At 39.9% G+C, this 19,244-nt stretch carries 17 protein-coding genes; 2 read left to right on the top strand and 15 right to left on the bottom strand.

Annotated features, from left to right (window positions below; genetic code table 11):
- Positions 1-62: 62 nt before the first annotated feature.
- Entirely contained in the window at positions 63-521 is a 459-nt protein-coding gene (locus QL986_RS14815; protein WP_013465312.1) for a GNAT family N-acetyltransferase, read from the bottom strand.
- A gap of 202 nt (positions 522-723) precedes the next feature.
- Here QL986_RS14815 and QL986_RS14820 point away from each other — a divergent pair, with 202 nt between their 5' ends.
- Positions 724-2,328, top strand: coding sequence for a methyl-accepting chemotaxis protein (locus QL986_RS14820; protein ID WP_013465313.1), 1,605 nt, complete (start codon positions 724-726; stop codon positions 2,326-2,328).
- Between the two features lie 179 nt (positions 2,329-2,507).
- On the opposite strand, the gene QL986_RS14825 is transcribed toward QL986_RS14820, so the two are convergent.
- Together QL986_RS14825 and QL986_RS14830 are read right to left on the bottom strand one after the other, a co-directional pair.
- The gene (locus QL986_RS14825; protein ID WP_013465314.1) at positions 2,508-4,067 is read right to left on the bottom strand and encodes a BCCT family transporter; all 1,560 of its coding nucleotides are present in this window, start codon (positions 4,065-4,067) and stop codon (positions 2,508-2,510) included.
- A 403-nt stretch (positions 4,068-4,470) separates the two neighbouring features.
- Complete coding sequence (locus QL986_RS14830; protein WP_290191680.1) at positions 4,471-6,717, bottom strand: EAL domain-containing protein; 2,247 nt, start codon at positions 6,715-6,717, stop codon at positions 4,471-4,473.
- 305 nt (positions 6,718-7,022) lie between these two features.
- Between QL986_RS14830 and cysZ the strand changes: the two genes are divergently transcribed.
- Complete coding sequence (gene cysZ, locus QL986_RS14835) at positions 7,023-7,751, top strand: sulfate transporter CysZ (protein ID WP_013465316.1); 729 nt, start codon at positions 7,023-7,025, stop codon at positions 7,749-7,751.
- 46 nt (positions 7,752-7,797) lie between these two features.
- Here the strand turns inward: cysZ and rlmM are convergent, their stop codons facing one another.
- The 12 genes from rlmM to hemA all read right to left on the bottom strand — a co-directional run bounded on the left by rlmM (position 7,798) and on the right by hemA (position 19,225).
- On the bottom strand, positions 7,798-8,883 hold the full coding sequence (gene rlmM, locus QL986_RS14840; RefSeq protein WP_013465318.1) for a 23S rRNA (cytidine(2498)-2'-O)-methyltransferase RlmM: 1,086 nt from the start codon (positions 8,881-8,883) through the stop codon (positions 7,798-7,800).
- Positions 8,884-8,900: 17 nt separating this feature from the next.
- Positions 8,901-9,269: a DUF423 domain-containing protein gene (locus QL986_RS14845; protein ID WP_016900429.1), complete on the bottom strand. Its 369-nt coding sequence runs from the start codon at positions 9,267-9,269 to the stop codon at positions 8,901-8,903.
- A complete protein-coding gene (locus QL986_RS14850; RefSeq protein ID WP_016900430.1) occupies positions 9,262-9,918 on the bottom strand; it encodes an alpha/beta family hydrolase in 657 nt (218 codons plus the stop codon). The genes QL986_RS14845 and QL986_RS14850 overlap by 8 nt, the downstream gene beginning before the upstream one ends.
- Positions 9,918-10,814, bottom strand: a complete 897-nt coding sequence (locus tag QL986_RS14855; protein ID WP_013465321.1) for a transcriptional regulator GcvA — start codon at positions 10,812-10,814, stop codon at positions 9,918-9,920. Before QL986_RS14855 ends, QL986_RS14850 begins: the two co-directional genes overlap by 1 nt.
- A 119-nt stretch (positions 10,815-10,933) precedes the next feature.
- Positions 10,934-11,788, bottom strand: a complete 855-nt coding sequence (gene kdsA / locus QL986_RS14860; protein ID WP_013465322.1) for a 3-deoxy-8-phosphooctulonate synthase — start codon at positions 11,786-11,788, stop codon at positions 10,934-10,936.
- A 9-nt stretch (positions 11,789-11,797) separates the two neighbouring features.
- Positions 11,798-13,051 carry a DUF819 family protein gene (locus tag QL986_RS14865; protein WP_013465323.1) on the bottom strand — a complete coding sequence of 418 codons (1,254 nt, stop codon included), beginning with the start codon at positions 13,049-13,051 and terminating at the stop codon, positions 11,798-11,800.
- 21 nt (positions 13,052-13,072) lie between these two features.
- Complete coding sequence (locus tag QL986_RS14870) at positions 13,073-13,900, bottom strand: tetratricopeptide repeat protein (protein ID WP_013465324.1); 828 nt, start codon at positions 13,898-13,900, stop codon at positions 13,073-13,075.
- Positions 13,901-14,031: 131 nt separating this feature from the next.
- The gene (locus QL986_RS14875; protein ID WP_016900431.1) at positions 14,032-14,406 is read right to left on the bottom strand and encodes a SirB2 family protein; all 375 of its coding nucleotides are present in this window, start codon (positions 14,404-14,406) and stop codon (positions 14,032-14,034) included.
- Between the two features lie 18 nt (positions 14,407-14,424).
- Positions 14,425-15,978, bottom strand: a complete 1,554-nt coding sequence (locus QL986_RS14880; protein WP_013465326.1) for a DUF3369 domain-containing protein — start codon at positions 15,976-15,978, stop codon at positions 14,425-14,427.
- A 55-nt stretch (positions 15,979-16,033) separates the two neighbouring features.
- The gene (prmC, locus tag QL986_RS14885; protein ID WP_013465327.1) at positions 16,034-16,873 is read right to left on the bottom strand and encodes a peptide chain release factor N(5)-glutamine methyltransferase; all 840 of its coding nucleotides are present in this window, start codon (positions 16,871-16,873) and stop codon (positions 16,034-16,036) included.
- Between the two features lie 2 nt (positions 16,874-16,875).
- The gene (gene prfA / locus QL986_RS14890) at positions 16,876-17,961 is read right to left on the bottom strand and encodes a peptide chain release factor 1 (protein WP_008115176.1); all 1,086 of its coding nucleotides are present in this window, start codon (positions 17,959-17,961) and stop codon (positions 16,876-16,878) included.
- Positions 17,962-17,968: 7 nt separating this feature from the next.
- Positions 17,969-19,225, bottom strand: coding sequence for a glutamyl-tRNA reductase (gene hemA, locus QL986_RS14895; protein WP_024602657.1), 1,257 nt, complete (start codon positions 19,223-19,225; stop codon positions 17,969-17,971).
- Between the last annotated feature and the right edge of the window lie 19 nt (positions 19,226-19,244).

Genomic DNA, 19,244 nt, shown 5'->3' on the forward strand with positions numbered 1-19,244 from the left:
TATTTCTACTCGTAACGAGTGAGGATTAAAATTGATAAAGAAAAACAGTAAATAGCGTATTATTAGCTGAGCGCAAGCTCCATAAATAGGCTGTTCGGGTTTTCTGTGTATTCACCAAAAGGGGCACATTGTACAAACCCTAAATTCTCGTAAAGATGGATTGATTGTCTTTGCTTTGGCCCTGTTTCTAGCTTTATGATTGGGATTTCTTCTTCGCCAGCATGGTGTAATAATATTTGCATAATACGGCGCGATAAGCCTTTTCCGCGATAACTAGGTTTGACATATAAACGGCGTATCTCACCATAGGGCTGGGTATCAAACTGCATAACAATCGCCCCACAAGCAATAATCCCCTCTTCATTTTTCAAGCCTATTGCATAGACATTGGGTTGACCCAATTGACTAACAGACAATGACTGTGCTGTCGCTACTGGATATAAAGAATTAATAAGTCTGTCGATATCAGAAAAAACATTAATCACATCGGGATCATCAGGGGTTAAATCTATTAACTGCATAGGTTATCTCTAATTTATTTTCTTATTTGTTAGCAAACTATAACGCATTGTAACAAATGAACAATAACTATGTTTTATGTCATTACTTTTAAAAAATACCGACACAAAATTATTATTGCAAAATAAAAAACAATAGTTTGACCTAGATGTACTATGACGGGCGTATAATGCAATCAATTAGAGTGTAAATTAGGAATAAATAATGTGGTTTAGCCCAAAAAAAAGAAAACAGGCGTTTGCAAAACAGCTAGTTAGTACACACGAAGCAGCTGCGATTATCGTTAACAACGACAACACTGTTATTGCAGGGAATGACGAGTTTACATCGCTAAGTAAGACACTTAACCAAACTAATGACACTAATACATTAACTTATTTAAATAAACGTTATAATCCAACAAGCAAAACCATTGCTTGTGGAAATAACTTGTTTTTAACCCAACACATTAGCCCGCTTACATTAAAAGAGCTTGATACATGCTCGCTCCATGTATTTAAACCTGAGCCGATAAGAGTGTTAGATGAGCAAGCTTGGCAAACACTTCTGAGTTTAGGTGAAGATATCTATGCAGTCTTCGATGATAACTCAAAGCTTGTTGCGAATAATTTAGATACGTCGAACAGTGCCGACGCTGCACTACTGCCCAAAGAAAACACTAAATTGCTAAACGTTTTACAAGATGCTTTAAATAGCGAACACGGTTCACTGTGTTTATCTGTAAAAGACAATATTTATTATAATCTTGCCCACACTACTTTTAACTTCAATAATACCTTGTTGTCTGCATTTATATTATCAAAACAATCACAAGTTGAAGACTATAAGCAATTTGAACTGTTATCTAAAGTGGTCAGCAATACCAGTACTAGTGTACTTATTACCAATAAAGATGGCTTAGTAGAATATGTTAACCCTGGCTTTGAAGTACTTTCAGGTTATACACTTGCAGAAGTAAAAGGCAAAAAACCAGGCAATTTCTTGCAGGGAGAACAAACAGACAAAGAAACCGTTAAGCGGATTTCAAAAAACCTTAAAAACAAACAACCATTTTATGAAGAAATACTAAATTTTGATAAAAATGGTGTGCCATATTGGATTGTTCTGTCGGTAAACCCAACATTTGATGATAATGGCCAGCACACAGGGTTTGTGGGCGTCAGTTCAGATATTCGCGAAATTAAGCGCCAAGTACTTGAACAAATAAACCAAAAAGATGCAATAAGTAGCCACTCGGCTGTGATTGAGTTTAATGAAGATGGCCAGTTCCTATCTGCCAATGAGTATACCAAAAAGCAATTAAACATATCTGAGGGCTCAAACATAGCGAGTGTGTTTGGTAATTTAAGGGATCATTTAGACGCTTCACGTATTCAAATACTCAACCAAGGCAAGCCGACTGAAGTAATGATGTCATTGACGCATCAAAATGAAGACGTAACGCTAGATTGCATTATTTCTTCTATTACCGATTTAAACGGTAAGGTTTCTAAATACGTTGTATTTGGTAGTAATGTCTCTTCTAGAAACAAATTGGTTACTGGAACGCATCAATCAATGTCAACCGTATTAGGGAAAATTCAAACTACGGTCACCACCATCAATGCCGTGGCAGATCAAACTAATTTACTTGCTCTTAATGCGGCCATTGAAGCTGCGAGAGCTGGTGAAGCTGGACGAGGTTTTGCCGTGGTTGCTGACGAAGTACGTAACCTTGCCAAAACATCAAACGAAGCAGCGGCACAAATTGGACTTTTAATAAATGAAACTCAAACGCACGTTGACGAGCTGGCTTCATTTTTAAAATAATTAAATAGTTTGAAAAAACTTAACAAACTTGCTCAATCAACAAATTAAACTGTTTGTTAGTGAATTATTTTAATCCGGTAGAGTCTCTGTGGCCTGAAGAAATGTGGCTGTTTTTTGTTAAAATTTAAGTGATGTATAAAATAGAAAAAGGCGCTAACGAGCGCCTTTTTTATGTGCTATTAGAGCCCTTGCTCATCTGCCATTTTTTTAACTATTTGTGGTGCTGTCCACAGTGACGGTAGTAACACAAAGGAAACTGGCACCGCGGTCACCACAATAAAGGACTGTAGCGCTGAAATTCCGCCCTCGCCAATTGAGATGAGTAATGCAGCCATTACCCCCATCATAACTCCCCAAAACACACGAATTGATGTTTGCGGATGATCGGTACCGGTCATCACCATAGATACCGAGTACGTCATTGAGTCACCGGTTGTTGCCACAAAAATAGTGGTCAGCACTAAAAATAATACCGACACAACAAACCCCATGGGTAACTGCTCAGTAATGGCTAACAATGCCGCTGGTAAATTAAGCCCTGCGAAAGGTTCTGATATAACACCTGGATTATTTAACTCAAAAAATATGCCTGAGCCACCCACAATGGTAAACCAAAAGCAGGTGATCACTGGCGCAACCACAGAGATGAGTAAAATCATTTCACGGATAGTTCGGCCACGCGATATACGCGCAACAAACATCGCCATTAAAGGGCCATAACCTAAAAACCAGCCCCAAAAGAATACGGTCCACCAGTCTAACCATGGTTTATCGGCACGAAACGTAGCCATAGGTATAAAGTTATCTAAGTACAAGCCAAACGATTGAATGTAGCTATCAATAATAAACGCAGTGGGCCCCATCAGGAATATAAACAACATCAGCACTACAGCCAATACAACATTAAAACGACTTAACAGCTGAATACCTTTAGTAACGCCACTTACCGCTGAAAGTGTGTAAATGCCAATTAAACTAAATAAAATAACTACTTGTGTGGTGTATGTGTCAGGAATGCCAAACAATTTATCTAGGCCAAAACTCACCTGTAAGCCTAAAAAACCAATGGGACCTACAGTGCCAGCAACCACAGCGAGTACACAACATGCATCAACAATTGTACCAAGCGCCCCTTTCATAACACGATCGCCAAATACGGGATAAAGCAAAGTACGAGGTTTAAGCGGTAAGCCTTTTTCGTAATGAAGATGCATATAAACAATGCCCGTTAAGCTGCCTAATATAGCCCAGGCTAAAAATCCCCAGTGCATAAAGCTTTGTGCAAGTGCGTTGTAGGCGGCATCGTTAGTGCCTGTTTCACCACCAAATAGCGGTGGCGGAGAAATAAAATGTGCCATTGGCTCTGCTGCGGCCCAAAATACGCCGCCACCAGCAAGCAAAGTACACATAATAATACTTATCCACTTAAAGGTAGAAATTTCAGGGGTTTTTAAGCCACCCAGTACCACTGAGCCAGTGCGGCCGATAGCTAAGAAAATGCCAATCACAAAGGTTAATAAAAGTAGGACTTGCCAAAAGGCGCCAAATATTTTGGTTGAGAAGGCAAAGGCCGTATTTATCCAATCAGACATCAGTTTAATGTCGTAAAGTGCCAGCGCGGCAAATAAAACTAATATACCGCCACTGATTAAAAATACGGGTATATCAACCCCATCCAGAAACTTAACTCGGGAAGAATGTGTTTCACCCGACTTTAAAGTTGCTTTAGTGGTATTCATTTATCGCTCCTAATGGTTCTTTAAAGTTACCGACATAGCGACACACCATGACATCACACTAAACCCTAGTTTCAACAAACGACAAAGCAACTCAAAAGCGAGTTTTAAGTACTTGTCATGTTCACGTCTAGGTAATGTCACAACAAGTAGACTTATTGCCAATTCCTTACTAGTTTAACGCGTTAAAAACGCTAAACCAATGCCTCAGGAATGATTTGTGTAGTAGTTACACAATAATAAAAGATAAATTACATCACGGTATCAAACAAACAAAAAATATACATTTTTGCTTTAGCAAAAGCGCGGTACGTTATTAAACGTTGCTGCGCAGTGGGTACGCAAACAACGCGGCTTATCGATTAGGGCAACTAAACCTGTCGCTCTGTTAGTGATAAATACAGGGTTATTGATGCTGTTTATGCCATGTTAAATAGTTGCTGTGGGTTAATGGTTTTGCAAATAAATAACCTTGCACTGCATTCACGCCCATCGACTTTAATATTGTTAGTTGCTCAGCACTTTCGACCCCTTCGGCCACAATGTTAATATTTAAGCTATGACCTAAGCCAATAATAGATTGCACAATACTTTGACCCGATGCGCTATTGAGCACTTTATCAATAAAGCTTTTATCAATTTTTAACTCATCAATAGGAAACACGCTTAAATGTTTTAAACACGAGTAGCCCGTACCAAAGTCATCAATTGAAAACACAAATCCCTGCGATTTTAATTCTTCCATTTGCTTTACGGTCCCCATCAAGTCACCCGCTAACATTGATTCAGTGATCTCTAATTTAATTCGAGTTGGCGAGACGTCAAACGCTTCAATTGCTTTAAATAGCTCACCTTTTAAAGTGGAAGAATTAAACTGACACTGGCTAATGTTAATTGATACGCTAAAACTGTCATCGAGTAAGTTATTATCTCGAAGTGTTTCAAGTAAAATACAAATATCTCTTAATACAATATTTTGTAACTTTTGAATTAAGCCAAATTGCTCGGCAATTGGAATAAATGCATTAGGGGGGATAAGTCCTTTGGTTGGATGATTCCACCTTATTAATGCCTCAGCACCCACAAGGGTTCCATCAATTGCTAATTGTGGCTGAAAATAAGCACAAAACTCATCGCACGCGATAGCCCTAACAATGTCAGTTTCAAGCTCAGTTTGATTTTCCAGTAAGGTTTGCAGTGCGGGGTCGTAAAAGCTACTACTATTACCGCCTTTCATTTTAGAGCGATACATAGCGGTATCTGCAAATTTTAAAATATTAGCGGTTATGGCATTGCTCGTGTTAATCAAACAAATACCAATACTACAACTGACCTGAAACGCTAAATCGCCCACTTCAAATTTTTCATAAAAGACACTTTGTACTTTTTTAGCAATCAACTCAGATTCACTATTAGCTTGCATGTGGCTATCACCGACATGCTCGATAAGAATAATAAATTCATCACCACCGACTCGTGCGAGGGTATCTGCCGGGTTCAAAATAGCTGTTAATCGTTGTGATAACTCAACCAGTATTTCATCGCCTGCATTATGACCTAGTGAGTCATTTATGCGTTTAAAATTATCTAAATCTAAAAATAAGAGTGCGCCAGAATGATGAGACTGCTTAATTCGCTCCACATACATACTGAGCCTATCATTGAGCATTCTGCGATTAGGAAGGTTAGTGAGCGGATCGAAAAATGCTAACCGTTGTACTTCTTCTTCGGCAGCTTTGCGATTAGAGATATCTCTGGCCATCCACACCACATGTCTCAGTGACGGGTTATTAGGCTGGTAACTTTCAAGGGGAGCTGTTCGCCCTTCAAATGTAAGCTGCTTACCTTTTATATTGAGCTGATATTCAAACACTTGAACTTCATTAGTTTGCAACGTTTTGTCAATCACCGCCAGAATAGGATTTGCATCTTCAGGAGGCATAATATCTCTGACATTTTGATTAATAACGTGCTCTTGGCTTAAATATAAACTTTCATTAGCTGTGCCGTAAACATTGGTATACTCCCCCTCTTCACTCAAAATGAGGGTTAGATCAGGAAGCACTTTTGTAAAGGCTTTAAACTTTTCATTACTTTGCTGTAATTCAAAAAGCAACGCGTTTAATCTTAGTGACTCGGTGTGCTTTTCAAGAGCAATACTGGTGAAATCAACAAAAAAATCTATTAATTCTAAATCTTGTGGTGTCGGTGACTTTGCGCTGTCATGATAAATTGCAAAAGTGCCTAATATGTCTGATTTTGTTGAAATAATGGGGGTAGACCAACATGACCTTAAACCATAACTTAACGCCAATGCTCTATAATCATCCCATAATGGCGATGTTGAAATATCTGCGGCTATAATGCGTTTTTTTTCATAGGCTGCAGTACCGCATGAACCGACAGTTGGCCCTATTTTCACACCATTAATTGCTTGGCAGTAACCCTGTGCAATATTAGGTGCCGCGCTATGAAATAGCTGCTCTCCTTTGAGCGTTAATATAGAGCACTTTGCAGAGGAGTCTTCAATAAGCTCCTCAATAGATAAACAAATATTTTCCAGTACCTCATCAAGTGGCGCACCGAGTGCTATTTTCGATAATATACTTTGTTGCTGAGAAAGCAGCTTTCTGACTCTCATTATTTCAATCAAATTATATTCCTCAACAATCACTAACGCTAAATGCGTCGCTCTATTTTAGGGCCTGTTTATAATAATTTATTATAGTCTTTTGACTATACATAATATTGAAATCAGCATCTATGCTATTTTCGTCTATTTCACGAGCGCTTGCCATTCAATACAAGGTGGCGATTTGAAATGTACTTATCAACAAATCATTTATTTACATACCATCTGTAAATACCCTTTATTAAATACTTTGTTACTTAAAAGTACTGTTTAAAATCATCAAGCTATTTATAATAGCTAAAACATAAATAATCGATGAGGTTAGTGTGCAAATAACACAAGGTATGGAATATTTTTTTTCAGGGTTTAAGTTAATTAGTCAAAAAGGGCTAAAACGCTTTGTACTTATACCCCTACTTATTAATATTTTATTATTTGGTAGCTCCTTATTCTTTTTATTTGGCTGGCTTAGTGATGGCTTTAATGCCGTAAACGCCATGCTCCCAGAATGGCTAAGTTGGCTCGAATGGTTAATGTGGCCAATTGCTGTGCTGGTGGTGCTGTTTAGTTACAGTATGTTATTTACCGTTATTACTAACTTTATCGCCGCACCTTTTAATGGCCTTTTAAGTGAAAAAGTCGAGTTGTATTTAACTGGTCAAAAAATTAACGACGACGGATTAGCTGATTTAGTCAAAGATGTTCCGCGAATGCTGGGCCGGGAATGGACTAAGCTTTGCTACTACCTCCCACGCGCTATCGGCTTTTTTATTTTATTGTGGGTACTACCTGTAATAGGCCAAATGCTATGGGTGCTTTTTACCTGCTGGATGTATGCGGTGCAATATAAAGATTATGCTTTTGATAATCACAAAATTAGCTTTACACAAATGAAAAATGACTTAAAAAGCAAACAAGGGTTATCTTATGGGTTTGGCTTTGCCGTGATGCTGCTAACCGCTATCCCATTTGTAAATTTAATTGTTATGCCTGTGGCGGTATGTGGTGCCACACGATTATGGGTTGAAAATTACCGACCACAATACCGTAGTTAAAATAAAAAATGGGCCACTTGGCCCATTTTTTATACTCGCTAGTAGATTAACTATATAAGCTCTGTGGCACTTTAGTGACATTTAAGTGCACCGTTACTTCTTCACGATCATGGTATAAATGCTTAGCTTGAAGTTCATAGCTTATACCGTACTTCGCCATTTCTTCTCTGATCATTTTTAAACATTCATACACACTATCAAAGCGTTTTTTCATCGGTAATTTCAGATTAAAAATAAGCTCTTTTGCATAAGCATTTACTGCCCAGTCAATCATCAAGTTAGTCACTTTAGTCGGCTTTTCTACCATATCGCAAACCAACCAAGTGATGTTTCTTTTTTCTGGACGGTATTTAAAACCATCTTCTCTAAAATGCTTTACCTGACCCGTTTCCATTAAACTTTCGTTCATTGGGCCGTTATCTATCGCGCTAACAAACATACCACGGCGAACTAACTGATAAGTCCAGCCACCTGGGCATGCACCTAAATCAACGCTGCGCATTCCAGCTTGTACGCGTGACTCACGCTGTTGCTCAGGAATAAACACATTAAACGCTTCATCTAACTTAAGCGTTGAACGACTTGGGCCATCGCTTGGCATACGTAAACGTAAGATCCCCATAAAAAAAGGAGAGTTGTTATAACTATATGAGTAACCCACATACGCAGTATTATTAGCTAAAAACAGCACATGCATTACTGGGCGATTTGCTTTTGGCTTACGCAATACAGTGTTTTGTTTCTCGAGGGCTTTTTTAAGCGGGGTCGATATTTTTTTACAAAAAGTCAGTAACTCTTTGCCCTCGTTGGTATCGGGTGTTTCGACACGAAGCTCAGAACACAAAGTAAAATCTTTTGCGGCATCTACAATAGCGCCTACTCTATCTTCTACGGGCATATTTTCAATTAGGTTACCGGCAAACCATTGGCGTGCAAACACCATATTTTTAAAATCAACTTTTTTGATTATTTCGTCGCTGTGCTGCGCTTCAAAACATTCATAAATAACATAACCGGTATTTGGTTTTGCTTTTACATACCCAGCAAATCCTTGTTCGGCAGCGTGAAACGTTATTTCAGCAGCGGCATCGTTTTCAAAACCACTACGACAGTAAATCACAACACTAGACATATTAACCCTTAAACTCTTTAAAACTTAAATCGTGCAACTTGCACTAAAATAACTATCCAACCAATAATAAAGCACAGCCCACCCAATGGGGTAATTGGGCCCAGCCACTTCAACCCTGTTAAGGCCAATAAGTATAAGCTGCCACTAAATAACAATGTACCGGCAATAAAAAAACCACCCGCCATACTGAGGTGCATACCCCACTTAATTAAAATAGCCACTGCAATTAACGCCAGCCCATGCACCATTTGATACTCAGCGGCGGTTTTAAAAATACCAATGGAGTACTCTGATAAACGACTTTTCAGACCATGAGCAGCAAATGCGCCCAGTATCACTGAAAGCATGCAAAAAAAGCTGCCTGCTAATAAAAATAGTTTAATCATGTTTATCCTCTTTTAAATTTTCAAGCGTATTCTTTATAAAGCTTGCTGCCTGTATTGCCGCAGCATTCAGGTTTTGTTGCTCAGTCACGCCACTTTTTTTACGCGGTTTTAGTGAGTGGTCACCATCCGTTAACCATACATACTTTGGCTGCTTTGGCATGGCCATTGTGGCAAGCTCTTCGCGGGTGCCAAAGGTATCCCTTTCCCCCTGTAATACTAAAAAAGGACACGGTATGTCTGCAAAATGATCTGTACGCAGTTTTTCAGGCTTGCCCGGAGGATGAAACGGATAACCAAACGCAAGCACACCTAAAACAGCATGAGAGGTCGAACAGGCAAGCATCGATGCCATGCGCCCGCCCATTGATTTACCCCCTATAAATAGTGGTAAATTTGCATCAGCTTGAGTCACTATATGTTCAAAATAAGTAAGTAGTTTAGGCGCTCGATCTGGTGGGCGACGTTTGTTAGTTTGTTTAGCAATTTGCATATATTCAAAATCAAACAAGCCAACGTCAATACCGTACTCACTGAGTTGTTTAGCCATGATTTGCATAAACTCAGAATCACTGCCAGCCCCTGCGCCATGAGCAAATATAAACTGTGCGATTGCCGGTTGCTGACTACTTCTAACCCATTCAATGCTCATTAATATTCTTGCTCCTGCTCAACTAAACTTAACATCCAGTCTTTAAACGATACAATTTTGCCTAACTCATTTTGTGACTCACGGATCACTAAGTAATAGGCATTCTTACTCTCTAAACTGTGATTGAACGGGATCACTAAACGTCCTGCATCAATATCTGGTTTTGCTAGTACGCTGTTACCAATTGCAACACCTTGGCCATGTACCGCAGCTTGTAACACCATAGAAGAATGACTAAATATAGGTCCTTGGTTAACTTGTACATTACGTACGCCGGCGGTTTTCATCCAGGTTTTCCAGTTTTTACGGGTGGTGTCATGTAGCAAGGTATGGTTTGCTAAATCACTGGGTTGGTTAAGCGCTCTGGGTCCATTTAACAGTAACGGGCTACATAACGGCACTAAATACTCAGTGTGCAGTTTATAGGCTTGCACCCCACTCCAATGACCGCGACCATAATAAATTGAGATATCAACATCGTCTGTTAACGAGTTTTCATCCTGATCTTGGGCTTTAATTCGCACATCAATTTCTGGGTGTAATTCGTTAAATAAGCTCAATCGAGGAATGAGCCATTGAATCGCAAAACTGGGGGTTAAACTTACGGTTAACGAGCCTTTGGCACCACGAGCTAATAGCTTTTCAGTTGCATCTATTAGCTGAGTAAAAATCTCTTTAATATCTAAAAAGTAACCTTGGCCTTCTTCGGTTAATAATAACGAGCGATTTTTACGTAAAAACAGCTTTAAGCCTAAATGCTCTTCAAGCGTTTTTATTTGATGACTCACCGCAGCTTGCGTGACATACAACTCTTCTGCGGCTTTAGTAAAGCTTAAATGACGTGCTGCAGCTTCAAAAGCTTTCAGCGCGTTTAATGGAGGAACTCGTCTTGACATGGCAACCAAGCTTAGAATTAGTTTTTCTTATGCGGTGAATTATATACCTATGCTAGGAAAGAGTATATTCAAGCCATAAAAAAAGCGACCTAAGTCGCTTTTTAAAGTGTTAATCAACTTTATAAATCGCTAGCACTGGTATCAAGAGGGGCAAAGCTCTTGATTAAATCATCCACCGCTTTCATTTGCGATAAGTACCCTTCTAACTTGCTCAATGCTAATGCACAGGGGCCATCACATTTTGCTTCATTTGGATTGGGGTGCGCTTCAATAAATAAGCCTGCGATACCAAGAGCCATGCCGCTACGAGCAAGTTCGGCAGCTTGGGCACGACGACCATCGGCTGAGTCTGCTCGACCGCCAGGACGCTGCAGTGCATGAGTTGCATCAAATATAACGGGAGCCATGGTTTTCATATCATCCATACCTAGCATATCAACCACTAGGTTATTATAGCCAAAGCTTGAACCACGTTCACATAAGGCCACATTATTATTTCCGGCTTCATTAAATTTAGTAATGATATGACGCATTTCATGCGGAGCTAAAAACTGTGGCTTTTTCACATTAATAATCGCGCCTGTTTTAGCCATTGCAACCACCAAGTCTGTTTGACGAGCCAAAAACGCCGGTAGCTGAATAACATCAACAACCTCTGCAACCGGTGCTGCTTGATGAGGTTCATGTACATCGGTGATAAGCGGAATATTAAAGGTATTTTTAATCTCTTCAAATATCTTTAAGCCTTCTTCCATGCCTGGACCACGGTAAGAATTGATGGACGAGCGATTGGCTTTATCAAATGACGCCTTAAATACATAAGGAATATTTAATTTAGTGGTCACTTCAACATAATGCTCGGCAATACGCATCGCTAAGTCGCGTGATTCAAGCACATTCATGCCACCAAATAAAACAAAAGGTTTATTATTTGCCAGTTCTATTTCATTGATATTAATAACTTGGTTGTTCATTTTAATTCCTTATGGTGCAACTGCTTGCATCATTAATCCACAAATATACGCCATATATGTACCTACACCATAGCCAAGTACAGCTAATAATACGCCGACCGGTGCCAGTGACGGATGAAACGCAGCGGCCACAACAGGGGCAGACGCTGCGCCACCTACATTGGCCTGTGAGCCAACAGCCATATAAAATAACGGCGCTTTAATTAATTTAGCCACAATGAGCATTAAGCTTGCGTGAGTTAACATCCAAATTGCACCAATAACAAAATACATCGGTGAATCAAAAATCGCCATTACATTCATATGCAGGCCAATCGATGCCACTAAAATATACAAAAAGGCTGACGCCACTTTCGATGAACCAAACGCCTCAATATGGCGTACTTTGGTAAACGATAAGCAAATACCTATCGTCGTTGATATAACAATAAGCCAAAAGAACTTACTGTTTAAACTGTATTCTTTTGCCCACGCATAATTATTGGCAAAGAAGGGCCCTAAAATATCTGCACAAAAGTGCGCTAAACCGGTAATACCAAAGGCAATAGCAATAATCATCATGTAATCATTTAGCGTTGGCATACGCGCATGCTCTGCATGGTATTTTTCAACACGTTGCTTTAAGTCTTCAATTGCAGTGGTATCTGCACCGGCTTTAGCGTCAATCGCTTTATGATTAGCTGCCATTAATAATAATACTGCCATCCATAAATTAGCCACTATCACATCCACGGTGACCATGGCTGAGAAAATATCGCCACCCACTTCAAACATTTCTTTCATAGATGCTTGGTTTGCACCGCCACCAATCCAGCTCCCTGCAATGGTTGTCATACCACGCCAAACAGCGTCAGGGCCATGTCCACCTACCGCTTCTGGATAAACAGCACTCATTATTAAAATAGCTAATGGGCCACCAATCACAATACCTACGGTGCCGGTTAAAAACATAATTAATGCTTTAGGACCTAAATTAATAATCGCTTTTAAATCAATACTGATGGTAAGCAAAATTAAACACGCTGGCAGTAAATATCGCGAAGCGACGTAATATACGTTAGATTGAGAACCATCAACAATACCAAAGGTATTTAACAATGACGGCAAAAAATAACACAGCAATAATGCCGGTACATATTTATAAAATGCCACAAGACCTGGGCGTTGACTATTTGAGGTTTTGAAAATAAACCCTAAAATAATCGCCAATAAACCAAGTACAACGGCATCATTGGTAATTAATGCAGTTTGGGGATCAGCCATAACATTTCCTATTTTTTATTCTTAGTGGTGAGTTTTATGATTGTCTTCAAGTTCTTCAATTTGATGTAGAATGATTTCAATAGCAGGATCATCAGGACATTCATCAACAAAAAACTGTAAATCATCTCGTGCCATTTTAGGGCAGCCAAGCTGATTTAGTAAATAACCTCTGTCGCGTCGCTCATAGGGATCATCACCTAACATTTCCATTAATAAATCGACGCAAGTTAATGCATGACCAAATTTATTTTCACTAATGAAAGACCATTTTTGCTGCGCTAAAAATAATTTATACACTTCGTCTTCAAAAATAAGCTCTAAAGGCTCTTGTTCTTGAGGGTTTTCTTCATCAATATTTTCAGGAATGATGTACCAACTTTGTTGGCCACTGCTAGGGTCGACAAGATAACCCTCTTCATCACTCATTGCGACGTGAATGCCCACTTCGCCTTGAGTTATGCTTACACTGGCATCGAGTTTAGCATGCTGTAAAAAGTGGCATAACAAAATAGCTAAGGTTGTCGGTGTGCCACTGCGCATAGACAAGGTGTAGCTGATGCTATTTAACTTATACTCAGGAACTTTCAAGCTTGATGCACTAAATAGCCACTCACTATAAAAGCTATCAAGTAGTTTATCTAGGCGATCGTGTTCGTCCGGCATCTGCTGACAAATAGACTCTATTTGCTGCTCAAACGCAGTGAGTATTTCAAGACTTGGTGTTAAGTCTATTTGAGGGTCCCATTTAGCTTCCGCTTTGATACAACGATATATAGCCGGCGGCAAAAAATCATCGTAAGCATCTTCTATATAAGATTCATCGTGTTCATCAAACCCGAGGGTGGTCATTCATACTACAACATTCTAGAAAACGAGGACGTAGTTTACCTAATTTTAAAGCTAGATACCAATAATCAGAAATGAATTGAAGAGGTAAGCTTTACACCTTTGGTGTGCAAAGCTTAAATAGGCATTGTTAATTATAACAACAGCGGTGCTTTCGCTGTTGCTAAGTAACCAATAGCTAAAATAACAGCGGTGTTAAGTACTAAAAATACGACTTTTAGAACGGTTGTCGTTTGTTTAGCGCTAATAATACCCACAACAATATAAACGATAACTAGAATAATTTTTTCTAATAACCAAAGTTGCTCTAATGGGTTTATTTTAGCCATTGCCATTAAGCCGATGGCTGAGACAATTAATAAAGTGTCTATACTGTGGCTACCAATAAAAACCAATTTATTTTTGGCAAGGCTGCCACTGCCCATACGAGAAAAAGAACGTACGTAAAATAAAATAATACTCACTAGCGCAATGGCCATGTGTGAGTGTTTTAATGCTAAATAATCCATGTGTATTGTTACTTCTGTTTAGTTATGTGTTTTGTCAGGAAAGCGTAAAAGTACCGCTTCGAGGTCTTCAAGTTTATCATTAAATACATCAACAAGTTTAGGATCAAAATGCGTTCCTTTATTTGCGTTGATCTCCGCAACCGCTTCTTCAAGTGTCCACGCACCTTTATAACAACGTTTATGGCGCAGTGCATCATACACATCAGCCAATGCCACTATTCTGGCAAAAATATCAATACGCTCCCCCTTTAATCCACTAGGGTAACCAGAACCATCCCACTTTTCGTGGTGCTGCTGTGCGATTAATGCCCCTGCGCTGACTATTTTACGCGGTGAATCTTTCAAAATAGCATAGCCTTTTCCAGCATGAGTTTTCATAACTTCCCACTCTTCGCTATTTAACTTGCCAGGCTTATTTAAAATTGCATCCGGAATACCTATTTTACCCACATCATGTAAAGGCGATGCAAAGCGAATTAAATTCGCTTGCTCTTCAGATAACCCGTAGGCTAATGCTAATTCATAGCAAATATAAGCAACCCGTTTTACATGATTACCCGTTTCGCACGAGCGCTGTTCAACGGCTTCACTTAAACGATAAACAAGCTCTTGTTGTGTGGCTTCAACTTCAGTATGTAACTGCACATTTTCAAATGCCAACTGCACATTTTGAGAAAAGATTTCAATTAGGTTTCGTTGTGTATCTGTCAACTTTGACGGCACACCTGATACAAACAACATTGAATTATGGTTAAATTTACTGCTGCAATAAGCAAACAAATAATCATCTCTGTACACAATTGCTTTGTTAGCAAGGGCCTCTTGGCACGCTAACAGTTGGTCTTCTGCTAGTACGGTTTCTAACTCTTCTCCCTCGCGCTTAGCAAAATCGCCGGTACCAGAGCAAACAATCAGTTTTTTATTCATCTCCTCTGACGGATTTTGTGCAACTAAGGTGGTGGCATACATGGCTTCATCAGCAACGTTTAGTAAAGAAGTAAGCTGCTGCATCACGCCTTCAATAAAGTTATCCATTGAATGGGTTGCAAAAATATTGCGCGAAGCGGTGATTATTTTTTCTAGCCCTTCACGCGATTGCTCAATCGAAATAATATCGCGGTACGAGCGAAGACTTGCCATCATAACGGTGAATAGTTTTTGTGCGGTAAGTTCTGTTTTAGATTTATAGTCATTAATATCGTAATTTACGATTACTTGGCGCTCGGGTGCTTGGCCTGGCTGCCCGGTTCGTAGAATAATGCGAATATAATTATTTTTAACGGTATCACGAATGTATTTTGCTACTTGCAAACCCGCATCGTCTGTTTCCATAACAACATCGAGTAGGATGATGGCCGCATCAGGATGATCATCAATCAACTTTTTCGCTTCTGCGCCGGAATAAGCACTTATAAACTCCAAGCGTCTATCTTGAAACTTAAAATCACTCAACGCTAAACGCGTAACAGCATGAACCTCGGGTTCATCATCAACAATTAGAACTTTCCATGTTCCTTGCTCTTCACTTACTACTTCAGGTGGTTGTTCATTTGAAAATAAAAAATCTTCCATCACAAAGAGTTCCTTAAAACATATGCAAACAAACAACGGGGCTATTTTTAATAAGTTAAGGCCATTGTCCGAAAGTTACGCGGTCGTTATTACCAAGATCTTTCACTGTGCTTACATTTATAAACGCCATTTGGTTGAATATATGGCGAACAGCTGCACTTTGCTCAAATCCGTGTTCAATTAAAAGATAGCCATTAGAATGTAAATAGTCACGTGATTGTGTAATTATTTGTTTAATATCAGCTAATCCAGCATCATCTGCAACCAATGCAGACAAAGGCTCAAAGCGCACATCACCTTGGTGCAAGTGTTTATCGTTATATTCTATATAGGGGGGATTGGTTACAATTAGATCAAATTTTTTATTATTTAACGCGCTAAACCAATTGCTTTGTTCAACACACACATTATTTATCGCTAATCGTTTTTGATTACGTTTGGCCAGTGCCACCGCATCATCAATACGATCAACGGCAATAATATCCCATGTAGGCATTTCACTACCAAGCGCAAGTGCAATTGCTCCAGTGCCTGTGCCTAAATCGAGCACTTTGGCGTCATTTGGTACATTACATGAAAGCGCAAGCTCAACTAAGGTTTCTGTATCAGGGCGAGGAATGAGTGTTGTTGGATTTACTTCAAGCTGTAAACTCCAAAACTCACGATACCCTGTAATGTGCGAAACAGGCTCGCCGTTTAAACGACGCTCACATGCACGCTCAAACGCTTGTGATTGCTCATCCGTTAATTGTTTTTCTGGCCAAGTAAATAAATAACTACGTGGCTTTTGTAAAATATTAAGCAGTAGTACTTGAGCATCTAACTTTGCGCTATCACTACTTGATGCTAATAAATTAGCACCGGTAGTAATAGCGTTTTCAACAGTGAGGTTCACGATTAATCGTCGCCCATCGCTGCTAATAAGTCGGCCTGATGCTCTTGCATTAGCGGCTCAACCACAGCGCCTAAATCACCGGCTACCACTTCGTTTAAACGATAAAGCGTTAAGTTAATACGGTGATCGGTAATTCGCCCCTGCGGATAGTTGTATGTGCGAATACGCTCAGAACGATCGCCACTGCCCACTAAATTACGACGTTCAGACGCTTCAGCAGCATGACGTTTTTCATCTTCAGCCTGTTGCAAACGCGCCGCCAATACCGACATCGCTTTTGCACGGTTTTTATGTTGAGAACGCTCATCTTGACACTCAACCACAACACCGGTTGGTAAATGAGTAATACGAATGGCAGAGTCGGTTTTATTAACGTGCTGACCACCCGCGCCCGATGCTCTAAAGGTATCAACTTTAATATCGGCGGTATTAATTTCTATGGCCTCTGCTTCTGGCACTTCAGCCATTACAGCAACAGTACATGCTGAGGTATGTACGCGCCCTTGTGACTCAGTTTCTGGGACGCGCTGTACACGATGCACGCCTGATTCAAATTTTAATTGCCCATACACACCTTCACCGCTGATGTTAGCAATTACTTCTTTGTAGCCGCCATGTTCACCTTCGTTGGTCGTCACAACTTCTACTTTCCATTTTTTTGTTTCTGCGTAGCGGCTGTACATTCTAAACAAGTCGCCAGCAAAAATAGCGGCCTCGTCGCCCCCTGTTCCGGCACGAACTTCTAAAAACACGTTGTTATTGTCTTTCGGATCTTTAGGCAACATAAGCACTTGAATGTCGTCTTCTAAAGTCGAAATTTGTGCTTTTGCTTCTTTATATTCTTCTTGTGCCATTTCGCGCATTTCAGGATCTGAATCTTTTAGCATTTCTTCAGCGCTACTCAAGTCTTCTTGTGCTTGCTGGTATGCTAAAAACGTTTTCACCACTTCTTCAAGCTCAGAGTATTCTTTTGAAAGAGTACGAAAGCGGTTTTGATCACTAATGACCGATGGGTCACTTAGTAGCGCTTGAACTTCTTCATAGCGCTCAACTAAGGTTTCTAATTTACGATAAACGGACTCTTTCATTTAACTGTTATTCCTGATCTATACCTAACATTTTTTTCAATTGGTTTAACTGAGCCACTTCACCTTTTTTCGCTGCATCTTGGATGGCACGGGTAGGCGCGTGCATTAAGCGATTGGTTAATTTATTGGCCAGCTCTAAAATTACTTTTTCTGCGTCTTTACCTGTATTTAGCTGACTAAGCGCCCTATCTACAAGTTCTGCTTTTGTTGTTTGTACATCATTACGGTAGTGGCGAATTAAATCCACTGAATCAAGCGAGCGCAACCACATAAAAAACTCTTTGGTGCGCTCACTAATAATAATTTGTGCTTGCTCTGCCGCTTGCTCACGAGCAGCCATGTTTTCACTAACAATGGCTTGTAAGTCATCGACCGAGTACAAGTAGGCGTCGTCGAGTTCACCGACTTGGCTTTCAATATCGCGTGGTACAGCTATATCAATAAACAGCATCGGCTTATAGCGGCGTTGTTTCAGTGCTTGCTCAACTACACCTTTACCAATAATGGGCAAAGTGCTGGCGGTGGAGCTAATCACAATATCAGCTTGATGCAAACGTTCAGGCAATTGTGCCAACGCAATAACATCGGCTGATACTTCATCGGCTAAACTGCGCGCTCTTTCTATTGTTCTGTTGGCAACAGTAATTTTTTGCGGCTCATTTTGGTATAAATGTTTTGCTACCAGCTCTATGGTTTCACCGGCACCAATGAGTAACACCTTGGTTTTATCCAGCTTTCCATAAATATGCTTTGCTAAATTAACTGCCGCAAAGGCAACCGATACTGCACTGGCACCAATGTTGGTTTCGGTACGGACTTCTTTTGCCACCGAAAACGTTTTTTGAAACAAACGGTCAAACGTAACGCCCACCGCATCATGGGTTTTGGCACTATTATAGGCTTGTTTTATTTGCCCTAAAATTTGTGGTTCGCCTAACACCAGCGAGTCAAGCCCACAGGCTACACGCATCAAATGATTTATTGCAGCGCTGTCTTCATGACAGTAGATATTTTTACTCAGTTCATGTTCATCTAAACCATGGAAACTGGCCAACCATTGCAACAATGTTTGGGAATTTTGCTGTGCAAGGCTACAATACACCTCAGTGCGATTACAGGTAGAGACAATAACCGCTTCATTAAAGTCGGCATGGCCACTTAATTGTTGTAGCGCCTCTGAAATTTGCTCAGGCGAAAAGGCCACTTTTTCTCGTAATTCTACGGATGCGGTTTTGTGATTAATACCAAGTGCTATTATGGTCATATCTGCCAAATATTGCTGA

This window comes from Pseudoalteromonas sp. APC 3250 (genome assembly GCF_030407915.1).
In the GTDB taxonomy this organism is placed as follows: Bacteria; Pseudomonadota; Gammaproteobacteria; order Enterobacterales; family Alteromonadaceae; genus Pseudoalteromonas; species Pseudoalteromonas tetraodonis.